The 18,897-nt window shown below is 58.2% G+C and carries 14 protein-coding genes; 7 read left to right on the forward strand and 7 right to left on the reverse strand.

Annotated features, from left to right (window positions below; all coding sequences use genetic code 11):
* Window positions 1-41 precede the first annotated feature (41 nt).
* On the forward strand, window positions 42-1,763 hold the full coding sequence (locus tag RQI55_RS17175; protein WP_192066233.1) for an ABC transporter substrate-binding protein: 1,722 nt from the start codon (window positions 42-44) through the stop codon (window positions 1,761-1,763).
* Window positions 1,764-2,078: 315 nt separating this feature from the next.
* Here RQI55_RS17175 and fba read toward each other — a convergent pair whose 3' ends face one another.
* Window positions 2,079-3,143, reverse strand: a complete 1,065-nt coding sequence (gene fba / locus RQI55_RS17180; RefSeq protein WP_042616918.1) for a class II fructose-bisphosphate aldolase — start codon at window positions 3,141-3,143, stop codon at window positions 2,079-2,081.
* A 348-nt stretch (window positions 3,144-3,491) separates the two neighbouring features.
* Here fba and RQI55_RS17185 point away from each other — a divergent pair, with 348 nt between their 5' ends.
* The 4 genes from RQI55_RS17185 (at window position 3,492) to RQI55_RS17200 (ending at window position 7,666) form a co-directional block, all read left to right on the forward strand.
* Complete coding sequence (locus RQI55_RS17185; protein ID WP_042616917.1) at window positions 3,492-4,493, forward strand: ABC transporter substrate-binding protein; 1,002 nt, start codon at window positions 3,492-3,494, stop codon at window positions 4,491-4,493.
* 96 nt (window positions 4,494-4,589) lie between these two features.
* Window positions 4,590-5,477 (forward strand): proline/glycine betaine ABC transporter permease, encoded by an 888-nt coding sequence (locus RQI55_RS17190; RefSeq protein WP_243257844.1) that lies wholly within the window; start codon window positions 4,590-4,592, stop codon window positions 5,475-5,477.
* Window positions 5,470-6,555, forward strand: a complete 1,086-nt coding sequence (locus RQI55_RS17195; RefSeq protein ID WP_311272987.1) for a glycine betaine/L-proline ABC transporter ATP-binding protein — start codon at window positions 5,470-5,472, stop codon at window positions 6,553-6,555. The genes RQI55_RS17190 and RQI55_RS17195 overlap by 8 nt, the downstream gene beginning before the upstream one ends.
* Before the next feature lie 88 nt (window positions 6,556-6,643).
* Window positions 6,644-7,666 (forward strand): LLM class flavin-dependent oxidoreductase, encoded by a 1,023-nt coding sequence (locus RQI55_RS17200; protein WP_311272988.1) that lies wholly within the window; start codon window positions 6,644-6,646, stop codon window positions 7,664-7,666.
* 47 nt (window positions 7,667-7,713) lie between these two features.
* Here RQI55_RS17200 and RQI55_RS17205 read toward each other — a convergent pair whose 3' ends face one another.
* Entirely contained in the window at window positions 7,714-9,531 is a 1,818-nt protein-coding gene (locus RQI55_RS17205; RefSeq protein ID WP_311272989.1) for an ABC transporter ATP-binding protein, read from the reverse strand.
* Between the two features lie 454 nt (window positions 9,532-9,985).
* Here RQI55_RS17205 and RQI55_RS17210 point away from each other — a divergent pair, with 454 nt between their 5' ends.
* Complete coding sequence (locus tag RQI55_RS17210; RefSeq protein ID WP_311272990.1) at window positions 9,986-10,642, forward strand: peroxiredoxin; 657 nt, start codon at window positions 9,986-9,988, stop codon at window positions 10,640-10,642.
* A 51-nt stretch (window positions 10,643-10,693) separates the two neighbouring features.
* On the opposite strand, the gene iolB is transcribed toward RQI55_RS17210, so the two are convergent.
* The 5 genes from iolB to RQI55_RS17235 are packed head-to-tail and all read right to left on the reverse strand — an operon-like array spanning window position 10,694 to window position 17,089.
* Window positions 10,694-11,503, reverse strand: coding sequence for a 5-deoxy-glucuronate isomerase (iolB, locus tag RQI55_RS17215; RefSeq protein ID WP_311272991.1), 810 nt, complete (start codon window positions 11,501-11,503; stop codon window positions 10,694-10,696).
* A gap of 15 nt (window positions 11,504-11,518) precedes the next feature.
* A complete protein-coding gene (iolE, locus tag RQI55_RS17220; protein WP_311272992.1) occupies window positions 11,519-12,418 on the reverse strand; it encodes a myo-inosose-2 dehydratase in 900 nt (299 codons plus the stop codon).
* Window positions 12,415-14,244, reverse strand: coding sequence for a 3D-(3,5/4)-trihydroxycyclohexane-1,2-dione acylhydrolase (decyclizing) (iolD, locus tag RQI55_RS17225; protein ID WP_311272993.1), 1,830 nt, complete (start codon window positions 14,242-14,244; stop codon window positions 12,415-12,417). The genes iolE and iolD overlap by 4 nt, the downstream gene beginning before the upstream one ends.
* Window positions 14,241-16,214, reverse strand: a complete 1,974-nt coding sequence (gene iolC / locus RQI55_RS17230; RefSeq protein ID WP_311272994.1) for a bifunctional 5-dehydro-2-deoxygluconokinase/5-dehydro-2-deoxyphosphogluconate aldolase — start codon at window positions 16,212-16,214, stop codon at window positions 14,241-14,243. Before iolC ends, iolD begins: the two co-directional genes overlap by 4 nt.
* A gap of 59 nt (window positions 16,215-16,273) precedes the next feature.
* Window positions 16,274-17,089, reverse strand: coding sequence for a MurR/RpiR family transcriptional regulator (locus tag RQI55_RS17235; RefSeq protein ID WP_311272995.1), 816 nt, complete (start codon window positions 17,087-17,089; stop codon window positions 16,274-16,276).
* 148 nt (window positions 17,090-17,237) lie between these two features.
* Here RQI55_RS17235 and RQI55_RS17240 point away from each other — a divergent pair, with 148 nt between their 5' ends.
* Window positions 17,238-18,863, forward strand: a complete 1,626-nt coding sequence (locus RQI55_RS17240; RefSeq protein ID WP_311272996.1) for an ABC-F family ATP-binding cassette domain-containing protein — start codon at window positions 17,238-17,240, stop codon at window positions 18,861-18,863.
* Window positions 18,864-18,897 lie beyond the last annotated feature (34 nt).

Raw genomic sequence — 18,897 nt, forward strand, 5'->3', positions numbered from 1 at the left:
ATATGGGACTGCAAGCAATCGTAAACATTGGGAGGATGATTATGCGAGCGCATCTATTAGCAACCACGGCAGCCGCGCTGCTGGCACTGACCGGCGTGGCCAACGCCGGGATGAACGAGGCCAAGACCTTCCTGGACAAGGAAGTCGGCGATCTCTCCAGCCTGAGCCGGGCTGAACAGGAAAAGGAAATGCAATGGTTCATCGATGCGGCAAAGCCTTTTGCCGGCATGGATATCAAGGTCGTTTCCGAAACGCTGACCACGCATGAATATGAATCCAAGGTGCTGGCCAAGGCCTTCTCGGAAATCACCGGCATCAAGTTGACCCACGACCTCATCGGTGAAGGTGACGTGGTGGAAAAGCTCCAGACGCAGATGCAGTCTGGCGAAAACATCTATGACGCTTTCGTCAACGACAGCGACTTGATCGGCACCCACTGGCGCTACCAGCAGGCCCGCAACCTGACGGACTGGATGGCGAATGAAGGCAAGGCCGTCACCAATCCTGGCCTCGACCTGAAGGATTTCATCGGCACGAAGTTCACCACCGCGCCGGATGGAAAGCTCTACCAGTTGCCTGACCAGCAGTTCGCCAACCTTTACTGGTTCCGGTATGATTGGTTCAACGACGAAAAGAACAAGGCGGATTTCAAGGCCAAATATGGCTATGACCTCGGCGTTCCCGTCAACTGGTCTGCCTATGAAGACATCGCCGAATTCTTTACCGGTCGTGAAATCAACGGCAAGAAGGTCTACGGCCATATGGACTATGGCAAGAAAGACCCGTCGCTCGGATGGCGCTTTACCGATGCCTGGCTTTCGATGGCTGGCAACGGCGACAAGGGCCTGCCAAACGGCCTGCCGGTCGATGAATGGGGCATCAAGGTCAACGAGAAATCCCAGCCGGTCGGTTCCTGCGTTGCGCGCGGTGGTGATACCAACGGACCTGCCTCGGTCTATGCTATCCAGAAATATCTCGACTGGTTGAAGGCTTACGCGCCTCCAGCAGCGCAGGGCATGAACTTCTCCGAATCCGGCCCGGTTCCGGCGCAGGGCGAAGTGGCCCAGCAGATCTTCTGGTATACGGCCTTTACGGCGGATGCGGTCAAGAAGGGCCTGCCCGTCGTTAATGAGGATGGCACGCCGAAGTGGCGCATGGCCCCCTCCCCGCATGGCGTCTACTGGAAAGACGGCATGAAGCTCGGCTATCAGGACGTGGGTTCCTGGACATTGATGAAATCCACCCCTGACGATCGTGCCAAGGCCGCATGGCTCTACGCGCAGTTCGTAACCTCGAAGACCGTGGATCTGAAGAAAAGCCATGTCGGCCTGACACTCATCCGCGAATCCTCGATCAACCACGAAAGCTTCACCAAGCGCGCCAAGGATCTCGGCGGCCTGATCGAGTTCTATCGCTCGCCAGCCCGCGTTCAGTGGTCGCCAACCGGCACCAACGTTCCTGATTATCCAAAGCTTGCACAGCTATGGTGGCAGGCAGTGGGTGATGCATCCTCCGGAGCAAAGACTGCTCAGGCGGCAATGGACTCACTTTGCGCCGAACAGGAAAAGGTCTTGCAGCGTCTGGAACGTGCAGGCGTTCAGGGCGAATTTGGACCGAAACTCGCTGAAGAACACGACCTCGAATACTGGAACAAGGACGCCGTTTCTAAGGGCAACCTCGCACCCCAGCTGAAGGTCGCCAACGAAAAAGAAAAGCCGATGACCGTCAACTACGACGAACTGGTCAAGAGCTGGCAGAAGTAAGTCTGCTGAAGTCAATGACGCCGGGGGCGGCTTACTGCCCCCGGTTTTTTTGCGACCAACTCCACCAGCCCCACCATCCGACCAGCCAACCAACCATCCCACCTCCGTCACCCTCGGGCTTGTCCCGAGGGTCTACTGCCGCCCAAGCGACTTCGACGTGGGCTTTCAGAAACGCAAAAGCCGAAGGCGAATTCATCGCCTCCGGCCTTTTTTGTCTTCATATCACCTTCAAGAGCCCACTGGCGTCGCGAAAGACGAACCGTGGCAGATCCTCGGGTCAAGCCCGAGGATGACGACCGAGTGGTGTAAGCCCGTTTACGAAATCACAGGATCCAGCGAACCGGACGCATAACGCTTCGCCATTTCCCGCAGCGGCAGCGGCGTGATCTTCGACGCCTGACCTGCGGTCCAGAACAGTTCAAACCGCTCTTTGCACAGCTTGGTCATCGCATCGCGGGCGGGCTTGAGATATTTTCGCAGATCGAACTCGGCTGGGTCTTCCGCCAGTACCTTGCGGATCTGGCCCGTAATGGCCATGCGGCAGTCCGTGTCGATGTTGATCTTGCGCACGCCGTTCTTGATGCCGCGCTGGATTTCCTCGATGGGAACGCCCCAGGTCGGCTTGATGGCGCCGCCATAGGCATTGATGATATCCTGCAAATCCTGCGGCACGGTCGATGAGCCGTGCATCACGAGATGCGTGTTGGGCAACTTGTGGTGGATCGCCTCGATCACATTCATCGCCAGCACGGAACCATCCGGGCGGCGAGTAAACTTGTAGGCGCCGTGGCTGGTGCCCATGGCAACGGCCAGCGCATCCACCTTGGTTTCGCGCACGAACTTTACGGCTTCGTCGGGGTCGGTCAGCAACTGGTCATGCGAAAGCACGCCTTCGGCACCGTGGCCGTCTTCGGCTTCGCCCATGCCGGTTTCCAGCGATCCCAGAACACCCAGCTCACCTTCAACAGAAATGCCGCCGTAATGGGCCGTCGTCGTCACCTCGCGGGTCACGCCCACATTGTAGTCCCAGTCTCCAGGCGTCTTGCCATCGGCCTTCAGGGAACCGTCCATCATCACGGATGTGAAACCGGCCTGCATGGCGGTCATGCAGCTGGCTGGCTCATTGCCATGGTCCAGATGCACGCAGACGGGAATGTGCGGGTAGATTTCCACAACGGCATCCATCATGTGCTTGAGCATGATGTCGTTTGCATAGGCACGCGCGCCGCGTGATGCCTGCATGATGACGGGAGAGTTGGTCGCATCCGCTGCATCCATAATGGCCAGCGCCTGCTCCATATTGTTGATGTTGAAAGCAGGCACGCCATAACCGTGTTCTGCCGCATGATCGAGCAATTGACGAAGCGTAATTCGAGCCAAGGTGTTTCCCCCAAACGAGTTCTCTTGCGGACGACATCCCTCAACGCCATCCTGCCCTTTCCGGACAACTCCCATTATTGGCATGGGAAAATCAACTATCCAGCTTTTTTTGACATCCGTCAGCAAAGAGTGCGTGATCCTGTTGTCGCGATCGCCAAATGCTCAAAAAGTTACCTAAAGTTTAAAATGCCCCGCACTGTCGTGCTTGGGTAACTCCCCGTCGCATTTTGCGCAGGTTCGCACCGGGCTTCGCGCCATCATCCGCTCAACTTTGCAAAGACAAAGACAGGGGCAACCCCAAGCGGCAGGCTTGCCTCTTTATAAGCGTCGCGAATAAAGGGAACGGATATGAAGTCATTGCTTGCATCAACCTGTCTGGTGTTTGGTTTGCTGGGAGGCGCGGCGGCAGCCAATGCTGCCAATTGCGGAAGCCCAACCATCGCCAGCATGAACTGGCAGAGCGCCGAAGTGCTCTCCGCCATCGACAAGATCATTCTCAATGAAGGCTATGGTTGCAGCGCCGAGATCACCATTGGTGATACCGTGCCAACCATCACCTCGATGGTCGAAAAGGGCCAGCCGGATATCGCGCCTGAAGCCTGGGCGGATACGCTGCCTGAGGTCGTCAAGCGCGGCGTGGATGAAGGCAAGCTCGTGGTGGCCGCAACAGCCCTGCCGGATGGCGGCATTCAGGGCTGGTGGATACCCAAATACGTCGCCGACGCCCATCCCGAAATCAAGACCATCGGCGATCTCATGAAGAACCCGAAGCTGTTCCCGAATGCGGAAAATCCGGATAAGGGCGCCATCGTCAACGGCCCGCAGGGCTGGGGCGGCACCGTCGTCACGGGTCAACTCTTCAAGGCATACGGAGCTGAAAAAGCTGGCTTTACCCTCGTCGATAGCGGCTCTTCCGCCGGTCTGGATGGCTCCATTGCCAAGGCTTATGAGCGCAAGCAGCCATGGGTCGGCTATTACTGGTCGCCAACCGCCCTTCTCGGCAAGTACGAAATGGTCAAGCTTGAGCCCGGCGTTGCCGCTGATGCCGCCGAATGGAAACGCTGCAACACGGTCGCCGATTGCCCGGACCCCAAGCCAAACGCATGGCCGGTGGACAAGGTCGTGACACTGGTTGCCAAGCCTTTTTCCGAAAAGGCCGGGCCTGAAATCATGGATTACCTCAACAAGCGCCAGTGGAGCAACGCCACCGTCAACAAGCTGATGGCATGGATGACCGACAACCAGGCCACGGGCGAAGACAGCGCCAAGCATTTCCTCAAGGAAAGCCCCGATATCTGGACGAAATGGGTGTCTCCAGCCGCAGCCGAAAAGATTAAGGCCTCTCTCTGATGGCTTTCCCTGCTGCCTGAACATTCCGGCAGCCACGCAAATGGACATGCGGCGGGCAAACCCCGTCGCATGTCACCGCGATCACAGGGGAAAGGCATGGACTGGTTTTACAAGTTTCCGCATATGGATGACGAAACGCTTCGAAATCTGAAAAAGATGATCGATGACGGGTTTCGCGAGTTCACCCGCGCCTGGGGCGGCAGCATCGAGGGCTTCTTTTCACCGCTGCAACAATTCCTGATCTGGGCCGAGCGTTTCATGACGCAAACGCCGTGGCCGGTCATCATCCTCATCATTTTAGGCATCGCATGGGCTGGCAGTCGCAGCCTCAAAATCGTCGTGGGCTGTCTCTTCACGCTTCTGGCCATCGGTTATTTCGATATGTGGATGGATACGATGCGGACCATCTCGATGATCTTCGTCTGCACCGTTCTGTCCATCGCCATCGGCCTGCCCATCGGCATTGCCATGTCCCATTCCAATCGCTTCCAGCGCGTGGTCAATCCCATACTGGATGTGATGCAGACCATGCCAAGCTTCGTCTATCTCATCCCGGTCGTCATGCTGCTCGGCATTGGCCGCGTCCCGGGGCTGATTGCTGTCGTCATCTACGCCATTCCGCCAATGATCCGGCTCACCAATCTCGGCATCCGCCTTGTGGACCGCGATGTGCTGGAGGCCGCCGATGCCTTCGGCTCTTCCGGCTGGCAAAAGCTGTTCAAGGTGCAGCTGCCGCTCGCCCTTCCCACCATCATGGCTGGCATCAACCAGACCATCATGATGGCGCTCGCCATGGTCGTCATCGCCTCCATGATCGGCGTTCAGGGGCTTGGCCAACCGGTGCTGAAAGCCATCGCCAACCAGTATTTCACGCTGGGCATCTTCAATGGCCTCGCCATCGTCGGCATCGCCATCATCTTTGATCGCATCAGCCAGGCCTATGGCAAAAGGCTCCAGAAACATCAGGAGATTTCCCATGGCTGAAACGTCTTTTGGCGGCATCACGATCAGAAATCTCTACAAGATTTTCGGCGTTTCACCGCAGACCCATATCGACGCCGTTCGCAATGGGTTGACAAAAACCGAGCTCAACGAAAAGCACGGCCATGTTCTGGGCTTGCGGGATATCAACCTAGATATTCCCTCCGGCTGCATTCAGGTCATCATGGGTCTGTCAGGCTCCGGCAAGTCCACCCTCATCCGCCACATCAACCGGTTGATTGATCCGACAGCGGGCGAGGTGCTGGTGGATGGTGTCGATGTGGTGAAGATGAATGCGACCGAATTGCGGGCCTTTCGCCGCCACCAGACGGCCATGGTCTTCCAGAAATTTGCGCTTCTGCCCCATCGCAACGTGCTGGATAACACGCTTTACGGCCTTGAAGTGCAGGGCATGGAGCGGGCAAAGAGCGTCGATATCGCCATGCGCTGGCTGGAGCGGGTGGGCCTGAAAGGCTTTGAAACCCGCTTTCCCAACCAGCTTTCCGGCGGCATGCAGCAGCGTGTGGGGCTGGCGCGCGCCCTTTCCAACGATGCACCCGTGCTGTTGATGGACGAGGCCTATTCCGCCCTTGACCCGCTCATCCGCACCGACATGCAGACCGTGCTTTTGGATATCCAGAAAGAAATCAAGAAGACCATCGTCTTCATCACCCATGATCTGGATGAGGCGCTTCGTCTGGGAGACCAGATCGCCATATTGCGTGACGGCGAGGTCATCCAGCAGGGCAACAGTCAGGATATCGTCCTGCGCCCGGCAGACGATTACATCGCCAATTTCGTCAAGGAGGTGAACCGCGGTCGCGTCATCAATGTCGAGGCTGTCATGTCTCAACCCCCGCCGGGCTTTGTTGCCGCCCACCGCAAGGTGCTTGTCGGCACCAGCATCGAAGACACGATGGGCTTGCTGGCGCGCAGTGGCGAGGAAACCGCTACGGTCATCGATGCTTCAGGCGAAATTGTCGGCCATGTCACCTTCCGTCAGCTCGCCAGCGCCATCGTTGGTGTGCAGGTTGAAGGCCCCGCACATGATGGTGCGGGGACCCTTCGCGCCAAGGCCTGAACAGACTGTTCACAATCATGGCGATACAATCGCTGATCGGCGCACTATATGTTTGGCAACGAAACATATGCAGATCAGGTGAAATAACATGAAGAAGATTGGCTTTCTGTCATTCGGTCACTGGGGACCCGGAGCCTATTCCCAGGCGCGCACCGCCAAGGACGTGCTGCACCAGTCCATCGATCTGGCCGTTGCCGCAGAAGAGATCGGGATCGATGGCGCTTATTACCGGGTGCACCATTTCGCCCGCCAGCTTGCCTCGCCCTTCCCGCTTCTGGCAGCGGTCGGCGCACGCACCAGCAAAATCGAAATCGGCACCGGCGTCATCGACATGCGCTATGAGAATCCGCTCTACATGGCGGAGGATGCTGGCGCTGCCGACCTCATTTCCGATGGTCGCCTGCAACTTGGCCTCAGCCGTGGGTCTCCCGAACAGGTGATCGAAGGCTGGCGCTATTTCGGCTATCAGCCGAAGGAAGGCTCAGATGATGCCGATATGGGCCGCAACAGTGCGGAAGTCTTTCTGGAAGTTCTGAAAGGCGAAGGCTTTGCCGAACCCAATCCACGGCCCATGTTTGCCAACCCGCCCGGCCTGCTGCGTCTCGAACCCCATTCCGAAGGTCTGCGCGAGCGCATCTGGTGGGGTGCCGGTTCCAACGCAACAGCCGTCTGGGCGGCCAAACTCGGTATGAACCTGCAAAGCTCGACGCTGAAGAACGACGAGACCGGCGAGCCGTTCCACATTCAGCAGGCAGCGCAGATCCGCGCTTATCGTGAGGCATGGAAAGAAGCGGGCCATACCCGCACCCCTCGTGTGTCCGTCAGCCGCAGCATCTTCGCGCTGATGGATGACCGTGACCGGTCCTATTTCGGTGGAAGCGGCAAGGATGGCGACAGCATCGGCTATCTGGATGCGCAAACACGTGCCGTTTTCGGGCGCTCTTATGCGGCAGAGCCGGAGCAACTCATCAAGCAACTGGCGCAGGATGAGGCCATTGCCGAGGCCGGCACGCTGCTCCTCACGATCCCCAATCAGCTGGGCGTCGATTACAATGTGCATGTCCTCGATTCCATTCTGAAACATGTCGCGCCCGCACTCGGCTGGCGGTAATTCTTCCAAGTCCACGGCATTCCAATCTGAATGCCGTGGACCAAAGCTTACTCAGCAACATCCATCACAAGTCCCTTGGTCAGTTCCAGCGCCTGACGCTCGAACAGACCGCGATAGATGCCGCCCTTTTTCTGGATGAGGCTGGCATGCGTACCCTCTTCCGCAATCGTGCCGTGGCTGAACACCAGCAACCGGTCCAGCGACCGAACCGTGGACAGGCGGTGCGCGACCACAAGCGTCGTGCGCCCCTGCATCAACCGTTCCATCGCGGTCTGGATCAGCATTTCCGATTCCGAATCCAGACTTGATGTCGCCTCATCCAGAATGAGAACAGGCGCATCGGCCAGAAATGCCCGCGCAATAGCAATGCGCTGGCGCTCGCCGCCGGAAAGCTTCACGCCCCGCTCACCCACCAGCGTGCCATAACCCTTGGGCAAGGCGCTGATGAAGCCATGGGCGCTGGCCAGTCTGGCAGCGTTTTCAATCTCCCGCTGCGTCGCGTTCGGCTTTGCATAGGCAATGTTTTCCGCCAGCGACCGGTGAAACAGGATCGGTTCCTGCTGCACGATGGCAATCTGCTGACGCAGCGATGTCTGCGACACCTGCGAAATATCCTGCCCGTCAATGCGGATCGTTCCATCACTCACATCATGAAGCCGCTGGATGAGCTTGATGAATGTGGTCTTGCCAGAGCCGGAATGGCCGACAAGCCCCACCCGCTCGCCCGGCTTGATGGTGACGGAAAAATCCTTGTAGAGCGGTGCCAGATGCTTGCCATAATGGAAGCTCACCCGCTCGAACTCGATTTTCCCCTCGTTGATCCGCAACGCCTTTGCGTCCGGCACATCATCGATGCCCAGCGGCTGCGAATGGATGGAGACCAGCTCTTCCATGTCGTTTACCGACCGTTGCAGATTGCGGATATGCATGCCGATTTCGCGCAAATATCCTTGCAATATGAAAAAAGACGTGAGGACGAAGGTGATATCGCCCGCATTGGCATTGCCGCTTGCCCACAGCATCAAGGCCAGACCGATGACGGCAGCGCGCATGATGCTGAGCAAACCGGCCTGAAGCGTGCCGTTAATGGTGCCGCGCACCCAGGTCCGCCGTGTCCGGTCCTCCCATTTGCCCATGACGCGGGTCAGCCGTGCATCTTCACGCTCTTCCGCACCAAAGGCTTTCACCACGCCATTGCAGGTCACCGCATCGGCCAGCGAACCGCCCAGACGCGTGTCCCAGCTATTGGCAAGGCTTGCCATGGGCGCGACGAAACCGAGCGACATGGACATGGTGATGATGACGAAGAGCAACGAGCCGAGACCCACCAAGAGGCCCATCATCGGCCAGTACCATGTCATCAGCGCGGTTGTACCGACAAGCATGACGATGGATGGAAACAGCGCCACGAACACCGTGTCGTTCAACACATCCAGCGCCCACATGCCGCGCGTCACCTTGCGCACGGTGGAGCCCGCAAAGCTGTTGGCATGCCAATCGGACGAAAACCGCTGGATGCGGTGAAACGAGCCCGCCGCGATATCCGTCATGGATCGCAACGTGAATTTGATGATGGTGAGAAACGTTGCGTGACGCAGGATCACGGCTAAAACGGCAAGCCCCATCAGCCAGCCGAAGGCCGAGAGCGCGCTGTTCCACGCACCGGCATCGCTTGCCGAACCTGAGACAACGGCATCCACCAGACGCCCAGCAAACATGGGCGTCAAGACATCAGCCAGCGTTGAAAACAGAACGGCACACAGCATGAAGGCAACGCGGCCCGGTTGCTGTCGCCAATGGCCCCAACAGAAGCGAAAAACGCTGCGAAACGCCTCACTGCGGCGCAATTTCAATCCAAAAGACATGATGATCATCACCGGTCGAAACCGGTCCCGAGAGAGATTTGAAAGGGAAATTCGCGCGCATTGGCTCGCGAAAAATTCTGACGAATGTGAGAAATGACCGGCCTACCGGTTGGTACGTGTCGATCTTTTGTCGGAAAAAGAGAGAGCGTCAGCTCTGCGCGGCGCTAGCCACCGGGGAGGTTGAAAAATATGACATCTATACCTCCCTCGTTCACGTTGATGCGTCCATACTATGCAACCAGAAAGAAAACGCCAAGCCGGTTTTGTGCGGTATGGTCGACTAAACCTCCAGGTGCGGCAAACTTGCCACAGGACTTTGGCGGAAAACGGTTGTCGCCTGAGAGGCTTCAGCGAATATATCTGCTCGCTATTGCCCATATTCTGGATGAATATTTGGCGACTTTCGCCCTGCAACAGGCGAAGATCATCGCATAACCCTTCACCGGAGTATGCCATGACCTTGCGTATCAATCAGACCGCCCCTGACTTCACTGCCGATACAACACAAGGAGCCATCCATTTCCATGAATGGATCGGGGATAGCTGGGCGGTTCTGTTTTCGCACCCGAAGAATTTCACACCCGTCTGCACCACCGAACTTGGCGCGATGGCGGGCCTGGATGGCGAGTTCAGGAAGCGTGACGTCAAGGTCATCGGCATCTCTGTCGATCCGGTCGAAAGTCATGCCAAGTGGAAGCAGGATATTCAGACCGCAACCGGTTTTGAAGTCGCCTACCCGTTGATCGGCGACAAGGATCTCAAGGTCGCCAAGCTCTATGACATGTTGCCGGATGATGCCGGTGACAGTTCCGAGGGACGCACCCCTGCCGATAACGCCACGGTTCGCTCGGTCTATGTTATAGGTCCCGACAAGAAGGTGAAGCTGATCCTCACCTACCCGATGACGACAGGCCGCAATTTCGATGAAATCCTGCGCACCATCGATTCCATCCAGCTCACCGCCAAACATCAGGTCGCCACACCGGCGAACTGGAAGCAGGGCGAGGATGTCATCATCACGGCTGCCGTTTCCAACGAGGATGCGATCACCCGTTTCGGCTCTTTCGACACCGTCCTGCCCTATCTGCGCAAGACGAAGCAGCCAGCATAATCTCCCAAGACCTCGGGCCTTGCCATATGGCGGGCCCGAGGATGACTGTGACTAGCCGTTATCGCGCTTGAAGATCCAGTCGTGATCGGGATGGTTCTGGAACCGCCATTTGCGCATCGGTCCGGCCATCACGTTGAGATAATACATCTCATAGCCATAGGGCGCACCGCAGGGGTGGTGGCCCTTCGGCACCAGCACCACGTCTCCATCAGACACCGCCATAGTCTCATCCAGCGTTCCGTCTTCGGTAAAGACCCGCTGGAAACCGAAGCCTTGCGCCGGGTTGAGACGGTGGTAATAGGTCTCTTCCAGATAGGTCATGTCGGGATAGTTGTCTTCGTCATGGCGGTGCGGCGGGTACGATGACCAGTGGCCTGACGGCGTAAACACCTCCGTCACTAGCAGGCTATCGGCCACATCGCGGTCTTCCATGGCAATCGGGAAGATATAGCGCGTATTGGCACCCTTGCCGCGTTCGCTGAGCGAAATCCCGGCAGGACCGATCACCTGCGCCTTGCGACCGGGCTTGGCCGGTGCCGTGCACACACCGATGGTGCAATCGCTCATCGCCGTCACCGACCAGGAAGAACCTGCCGGAATATAGACGCAGTGCGGCGGCTTGCGCTCGAACACATTCATGCGGTCGCCGAGTTCGCCGAATGTCTGCTCCTCGCTCGAGACGTCCGCCTTGCCCTCGACAAGAACCAGAATGACTTCCTTGTCCCCTGTTTCTTCCGTCGCAGTCACGCCTGGCTTCAGCCGGTAAAGACCAAAACCGACATAGCCCCACTCAGCGCTTTCAGGCGTGATATCATGGACCTTGCCGGACTGGCCGGTCGGCTTGCGCAGCAGATTTGCCATCACTCATCTCCTCATTCAGGCTCTATCGAGCCCGGCTTCCCTGGCGTATGCCCGAAGCGATTTCAGCCCGAGGCTTTGATATTCGAAGGGGTTGCGAACATCAGGATCCTGCTCGGCCTCGATCACCAGCCAGCCACTGTAACCATGCTCTGCGGCAACTTTCAGAACGGGCGGAAAATCCACCCCGCCCTCGGCATCGCCCGGCACGGTGAAAACGCCGCGGCGCACGCCCTCAAGGAACGAAAGCTTCTCGTCGCGCACCTGAGCTGCAATCTCTGGCCGCACGTTTTTCGCGTGGATGTGGCCCACGCGGCCCATATGCTTTTTGGCAAGGCGCTCAGGGTTTCCACCGCCAAACAGGCAATGGCCGGTGTCCAGCAGCAGCTTGGCATGTGGGCCGGTATGCTCCATCAGCCGGTCGATCTCATCCTCGCTCTCGATGATGGTGCCCATATGGTGGTGATAGACCAGCGCAATGCCCTGATCGGCAGCAAACTTTGCCAGCGCTTCAACGCCTTCGCCAAAGGATTTCCATTCAGCATCGGCGAGTTTCGGGCGGTCATTCACCGGCTTTGCATCGTCACCATGAATGGCATTGGATGTTTCGCAAACGATGATGACCTTGCAACCCATGGCCTTCAGGAGATCGAGCACCGGCTGCATCGCCGCCTTCTCGTCCTCTATGGAATTGGTCAAAAGGTTCAGCGAATGCCAGCCGGAAACATAGCGCAGATTGCGGGGCTTAAGCACCGCTTTGAGCGCATCCGGTTCCTGCGGAAACTTGTGGCCCTTCTCGATGCCGTCGAAACCGATCTTCGATGTCTCATCCAGGCACTGTTCCAGGCTGATATGGGCGCCGAGCGTGCGGTCATCGTCATTGCTCCAGGCAATGGGGTTTGTGCCGTAGAGAATCATGATGACTGCCTTTCCTTCAACGCCGCTTCGTAAGCTGTGCGTGCATCGTTAACATTCTTGCGCTCAGAAACCTCCGGCACCGCCACATCCCACCAGTATCCACCCGCATCCGGGGTCGGGTAAGGGTCCGTGTCGATGACGATAACGGTTGTCACCGCGGCCGCGCGGGCGGCCTCAAGCGCTGTTTCAAGCTCTGCAATCGAGGTTACCTTGTGCGCATCCGCGCCCATGCTGGCGGCGTGCTTGGTAAAATCGATGGCGATGGGGTTGGTGTGGTTGGTGTGTGCATAGAGATTGTTGAACTCCGCACCACCGGTGCCCATCTGCAGCCGGTTGATGCAGCCATATCCCCGGTTATCGGTAATCACGACGGTGATTTTCACGGCCATGGCAACGGCTGTGGCAAGTTCGGAATTGGCCATCATGTAGGAACCGTCGCCTACCATTACGATCACATCACGCTCAGGCTGCGCCATCGCAATGCCAAGGCCACCGGCAATCTCGTAGCCCATGCAGGAAAAGCCGTATTCCATATGGTAGGAGAGCGGCAGCTTGGCCTTCCACAGCTGGTGCAACTCACCCGGCATGGTGCCCGCCGCACACATGACAACCGTGTTGTCACGCGAAGCACGCTGAACCGCGCCGATAACCTGCATGTCTGTCGGCAGACTGTTGGCCTCTTTTGGAGCCGCCGTCACCGCATCGGCTTTTGCAAACCACGCCTCTTTCAGCGCCGTATCAGGCGCTGTGAAGCGGTGGCTTCCCAAAGCGCTGGAAAGCTTTTCAAGTCCCACCTTCGCATCCGCCGTCAGGCTGATTGCATCATGCTTGGCGCTGTCATAGGCCTGCACGTTCAGCGCCAGAAGCTGACGGTCGGGATTCTTGAACAGCGCCCAGGAACCTGTCGTAAAGTCCTGAAAGCGGGTGCCGATACCGAAAATAAGATCGGCTTTTTCGGCAATGGCGTTGGCGCTGTCTGCGCCTGTCACACCCACGGGGCCGAAATTGAGCGCATGGTCCCAGGCCAGCGCAGATTTTCCCGCCTGCGTCTCGATCACGGGAATGGAATGCTTTTCAGCAAAGGCCTTGAGCGTTTCCGTCGCACCGGAAAAATGCACGCCACCACCCGCAATGATCACTGGGTTCTTGGCAGCCTTCAGTGCCGCAACCGCCTCTTCAAACTCGGCATGGTCAGGCTCAGGACGGCGCTGGCGCCAGACTTTTTTCTCAAAGAAGCTGGCCGGATAGTCATAAGCCTCAGCCTGCACATCCTGGCAAAAGGCCAGCGTCACAGGCCCGCAATCGGCCGGGTCCGTCATGGTGCGCATGGCGCGCGGCAGCGCGGTCAAAAGTTGTTCGGGGCGGGTGATGCGGTCGAAATATCGGCTGACAGGCTTGAAGCAATCATTGGCCGAGATTGTGCCATCGCCGAAATCCTCGATCTGCTGCAACACCGGGTCGGGGCCGCGATTGGCGAACACATCGCCGGGAATGAGCAGCACGGGCAGACGGTTGACATGCGCAAGCGCCGCAGCCGTCACCATATTCGTCGCGCCGGGGCCGATGGAAGACGTGACCGCCATCGCACGACGACGGCCAAGCTGCTTGGCGTAAGCAATGGCGGAATGCGCCATGGTCTGCTCGTTCTGGCCGCGATAGGTCTTCAGCTCATCGCGGATGCCATAGAGCGCCTCACCGATACCGGCCACATTGCCATGGCCGAAAATGGCCCAGACACCGGCAATATAGGTATCGCCATCCTCATTCAGTTGCGCGGCCAGATAGCGCATCATCGCCTGCGCGGCTGTCAAACGGTATGTGGTCACGCTGCACCTCCCTTGTTGCTTGCGGCGCGCGCCTCATCCCATTTCTGGCAGAGTGCGCTGTAACGTTGCGTCATCTGCGCAACGGCCTCCTCATCGCTCATCTTGCCCGAAAGCCATGCGCGGGCCGCATCCGCAAAAATCGTGCGCCCCACCGCAAAGCCCTTCACAAGATCAAACCCTGCCGCCAGCCGGAAGCTCTCCTCCAGCTCCGCCTGCGGCGCATCCAGACCTAGCACCACGATGCCCCGCACGTAAGGGTCGTTGCGCTCCACGGCATCAGATGCGGCTCTCCACGCGGCTCCGCTTTTCATCGGTTCCAGCTTCCACCAGTCGGGATAAACGCCGATTTCGTAGAAACGCTCGATGATCCGCGCCGTCGTCGTGTCATCGACATTGCCAACCTTGGACGGGATGATTTCAAGAAGCAGTTCCAGCCGGTTGCGCCGCGCCGCCTGCGCCAGCCGCACCACCGTCTCTTCCTGCTCTTTCCGCAGCTCCTCGGCATCATCAGGGTGATAGAAGCACAGAACCTTGACGACATTGTTGGCTGGCCATTCATTCAGGCCACCAAAATCGAGGCCAAGTTCCGGCTCCAGCGTCAGCGGGCGCGAACCCGGCCATTCCACCGGTCGGCCAACCCACAGCTTGGTGCCGCTTGCCTCATAAAGCGCATCGCGCCCCAATCGGCTGTCGCACAGAATGCCGTATCCCGCATTATCTCCGGCCACTTCAAGGGCTGCTTTCAAACACAGCTGCTTGAATGCGCCAATCCTTGCGTGATCGACATCAGCCTCATCCGCCATCGCCTCCAGCTGCATGCGGTGGTCAAAGGCAAAGACGCGCATGGTGTTCCAGTCACCCTTGCGGTTGGTGGCCCAATGCACCTGCTCCAGCGCCGCATCCTTGCGCAGCGCCTTGTTTTTAATGCCGGTGCGGAAGAAATATTGCAGCTCTTCCCAGCTTGGATAGGCCGGTGTGCAGCCGTGGCGAGACACCGCGAAAGCACCGCAGGCATTGGCGTATTTCAGCGTTGTCGGCCAATCCTCGCCACGCAACCACCCCCGGAACAGCCCGGCCATAAAGCCATCGCCCGCACCCAGCACATTAAACACCTCAATCGGAAAACCCTGACCGGACTGGCCATCATCAAGGCTTGCAGGAATATCGCCGGTAAAGACAGACGCGCCCATCGGGCCGCGCTTGCACACAAGCGTCGCCTTGGAAACCTTGCGCACGGCTTTCAACGCTTCCAGCGTATCGGTGGAACCACCGGCAATGTGAAACTCTTCTTCCGTCCCGACAATCAGGTCGAAGAAATGCAGCGTCGATTGCAGTTTGGCCGTGACCTTGGCCGATTCCACAAAACGGCTTTCACCATCTCCATGGCCCGCCACACCCCAGAGGTTGGGCCGGTAATCGATATCGAGCGCCGTCTTCGCGCCGTTTTCACGCGCCAGCCGCAACGCCTTCGAAACCGCAGCTTCCGTGCGCGGATGCGACAGATGCGTGCCGGTGGCGCAGATGCATTCCGCGCTGGCAATAAAATTGGGGTCGATATCATCTTCGCACAGCGCCATGTCGGCGCAGTTCTCGCGGTAGAAAATCAGCGGGAATTGGGATTGATCGCGAATGCCCAGCAGCACAAGCGCCGTCAGCCGCTCCGCATCCGTCACCACGCCGCTCACGTCAACGCCTTCGCGCACCAGCTGCTCACGAATGAAGCGGCCCATATGCTCGTTGCCGACGCGGGTGATGACGGCTGTTTTCAAACCCAGCCGCGCAGCGCCCGCCGCGATGTTGGTGGGGGAGCCGCCAATATATTTGTTGAATGAGGACATGTCCTCCAGACGGCCACCCACCTGGGCGCCATAAAGATCAACCGACGAGCGGCCGATCGTAATCAGATCAAGCTTTTTCACGACCGTCCTCCTTCGCGATGTCACGTCGCTGGAATGACACTCCAATATCATTCCATTTCATGCTATTTTTGGACTATAAATTCCATTTTTTCTGATTTCAACATAAATATTCAATCCTTGCGGTGTGTCCCCACGCCAACCGCCAGAGCAATTGCCACGCATAAAGTGGCCGAAAGCGAGCGGAATGCGCCGAAATCCACCTCTGAAACCGAGAGAATGGTCGCGCCAAGTTTCCGCATGGGGCTGACGCTGCTATCGGTCAGCGCCACCACGGGCACGTTCCGCGCGAGGCTGGATGAAACCAGCTCCATGGTCTCGGACGAGTAGGGTGAAAAGGTAATTGCCAGCACCACATCGCCTGACCGAATGGCGCTATCGCTGTGCAACTGCCCCACAGAGGCGTGCAGCATGGCAGGGACACGCATTTTCTCAAACGCATAGGCAAGATAGCTGGCAACAGGGAAGGATCGCCGCAACCCTATGATATGGATGATGTTTGCCGCCGAGAGAAGCCGGATCGCGGTTTCGAATTCCTGCGGATCGACCGTGTTCAGCACACCTTCCAGCGAAGCGCGGCCTGCCTCCACGAATTCGGCCAGAAGCAGCGAGCCGCTATCCTCATGATTATCGCGCAGATTGCTCAGACGGGTCGTATAGTCGGGCCAGCCACCGGTATAATGCTCGCGAAACAGCCGCTGCATCTCGGAAAAGCCTGAAAAGCCCATGATCTGGCTGAAGCGCATGATGGCCGAAGGCTGAACCCCCGCCCCTTCCGCCAGTTCCGCCACCGTCGATACCGCTATGCGGTCGGCATGGGCGGCAACATAGTCGGCGCATTGGCGCAGCCGTTTCGGCAAGCTGTCCGATAGTTCCAGCAATCGCTCCTGAAAGGCTTCCACTGTTGCCGGAGGCGTGTTCTCGCCCATGGCCTTCTCCTCACTTTTGTCCCCACCCGCGATATGGAATATCCATTCCAAATTATTTGACAAGTATTCCAAGACGATTCATCGGGTGACAGTGCGGGTCGGGCGTGGCATAGGGACCGCCAAACCTCCAAATTATCGGCTATATCCAATGATCCGCATCGAAAATATCAGCAAATCCGCCAGCCATCGTATTCTCTTCATCGAGGCATCGGCCGCGCTCAATCGCGGAGAAAAAGTGGGGCTGGTCGGCCCCAACGGCGCGGGCAAGACCACGCTGTTTCGCATGATTACCGGCCAGGAAATGCCGGATGAGGGTCAGGTCGCCGCTGACAAGCATGTCACCATCGGCTATTTCAATCAGGATGTCGGCGAAATGGCAGGCCGCAGCGCGGTCGCCGAAGCCATGGAAGGTGCGGGCCCCGTCAGCGCGGTTGCGACAGAGCTTCGCGCGCTCGAAGCCCGCATGGTCGATCCTGATCAGCTCGACCAGATGGACGAGATCATCGAACGCTATGGCGAAGTGCAGGCGCGCTATGAGGAGCTTGACGGCTACTCACTGGAAGGCCGCGCCCGCGAAGTTCTGGCGGGCCTCAGCTTCAGCCAGGAAATGATGGACGGCGATGTCGGCAAACTCTCCGGCGGCTGGAAGATGCGCGTGGCGCTCGCCCGTATTCTTCTCATGCGCCCAGACGTCATGCTGCTCGACGAACCGAGCAACCATTTGGACATTGAAAGCCTGATCTGGCTCGAAAACTTCCTGAAGACCTATGACGGCGCGCTGTTGATGACCTCGCATGACCGCGAGTTCATGAACCGCATCGTCAACAAGATCATCGAAATCGATGCGGGCTCGCTCACCAGCTATACTGGTGATTACGGCTTTTACGAACAGCAGCGCGCCCAGAACGAAAAGCAGCAGCAGGCGCAATTCGAGCGTCAGCAGGCCATGCTTGCCAAGGAAATCAAGTTCATCGAGCGGTTCAAGGCCCGTGCCTCCCACGCCTCGCAGGTGCAGAGCCGCGTCAAGAAACTCGAAAAGATCGACCGCGTCGAACCGCCCAAGCGCCGCCAGACGGTCGCTTTCGATTTTCAGGCCCCACCGCGCTCCGGCGAAGATGTCGTTTCCCTGAAACAGGTCCACAAGGCCTATGGCCAGCGGACGATCTATGAAGGCTTTGATTTCATGATCCGCCGCAAGGAGCGCTGGTGCATCATGGGCGTCAATGGTGCAGGCAAATCCACCCTGCTCAAGCTGATTGCCGGAACGTCTGAACCGGATACGGGCAGCGTCAATGTCGGCGCCAGCGTCAAGCTCGGCTATTTCGCCCAGCATTCCATGGATTTGCTGGATGGTGACGCCACCATTCTGCAATGGCTGGAACAGCGCTTCCCGAAGGCCGGTCAGGCTCCCCTGCGCGCGCTCTCAGGCTGCTTCGGTTTTTCCGGTGATGACGTGGAGAAGAAGTGCCGCGTTCTTTCCGGCGGTGAAAAAGCGCGCCTCGTCATGGCCGCCATGCTGTTTGATCCACCGAATTTTCTGGTGCTGGACGAACCGACCAACCACTTGGACCTCGATACCAAGGAAATGCTGATCAAGGCCCTCAGCGAATATGAAGGCACCATGCTCTTCGTCTCGCATGATCGCCACTTTCTGGCGGCCCTTTCCAACCGCGTGCTGGAACTGACACCTGAGGGCATCCACCAATATGGCGGTGGCTATGTGGAATATGTGGAGCGCACGGGTGCAGAAGCACCGGGCCTGCTCAAGGCATAAAAAATGCGGCCCTTGGCCGCATTTTCTTTGATCT

Source organism: Rhizobium sp. WCS2018Hpa-16 (genome assembly GCF_031843705.1).
GTDB classification, from domain to species: Bacteria; Pseudomonadota; Alphaproteobacteria; order Rhizobiales; family Rhizobiaceae; genus Agrobacterium; species Agrobacterium tumefaciens_C.

What these genes read in the sequence shown, in the direction of transcription:
- RQI55_RS17175 (WP_192066233.1), top strand. Translation starts at nt 42, where the DNA reads ATGCGAGCGCATCTATTAGCAACCACGGCAGCCGCGCTGCTGGCACTG.
- RQI55_RS17185 (WP_042616917.1), top strand. Translation starts at nt 3,492, where the DNA reads ATGAAGTCATTGCTTGCATCAACCTGTCTGGTGTTTGGTTTGCTGGGA.
- RQI55_RS17190 (WP_243257844.1), top strand. Translation starts at nt 4,590, where the DNA reads ATGGACTGGTTTTACAAGTTTCCGCATATGGATGACGAAACGCTTCGA.
- RQI55_RS17195 (WP_311272987.1), top strand. Translation starts at nt 5,470, where the DNA reads ATGGCTGAAACGTCTTTTGGCGGCATCACGATCAGAAATCTCTACAAG.
- RQI55_RS17200 (WP_311272988.1), top strand. Translation starts at nt 6,644, where the DNA reads ATGAAGAAGATTGGCTTTCTGTCATTCGGTCACTGGGGACCCGGAGCC.
- RQI55_RS17205 (WP_311272989.1), bottom strand. Translation starts at nt 9,531, where the DNA reads ATGTCTTTTGGATTGAAATTGCGCCGCAGTGAGGCGTTTCGCAGCGTT.
- RQI55_RS17210 (WP_311272990.1), top strand. Translation starts at nt 9,986, where the DNA reads ATGACCTTGCGTATCAATCAGACCGCCCCTGACTTCACTGCCGATACA.
- iolB (WP_311272991.1), bottom strand. Translation starts at nt 11,503, where the DNA reads ATGGCAAATCTGCTGCGCAAGCCGACCGGCCAGTCCGGCAAGGTCCAT.
- iolE (WP_311272992.1), bottom strand. Translation starts at nt 12,418, where the DNA reads ATGATTCTCTACGGCACAAACCCCATTGCCTGGAGCAATGACGATGAC.
- iolC (WP_311272994.1), bottom strand. Translation starts at nt 16,214, where the DNA reads ATGATATTGGAGTGTCATTCCAGCGACGTGACATCGCGAAGGAGGACG.
- RQI55_RS17235 (WP_311272995.1), bottom strand. Translation starts at nt 17,089, where the DNA reads ATGGGCGAGAACACGCCTCCGGCAACAGTGGAAGCCTTTCAGGAGCGA.
- RQI55_RS17240 (WP_311272996.1), top strand. Translation starts at nt 17,238, where the DNA reads ATGATCCGCATCGAAAATATCAGCAAATCCGCCAGCCATCGTATTCTC.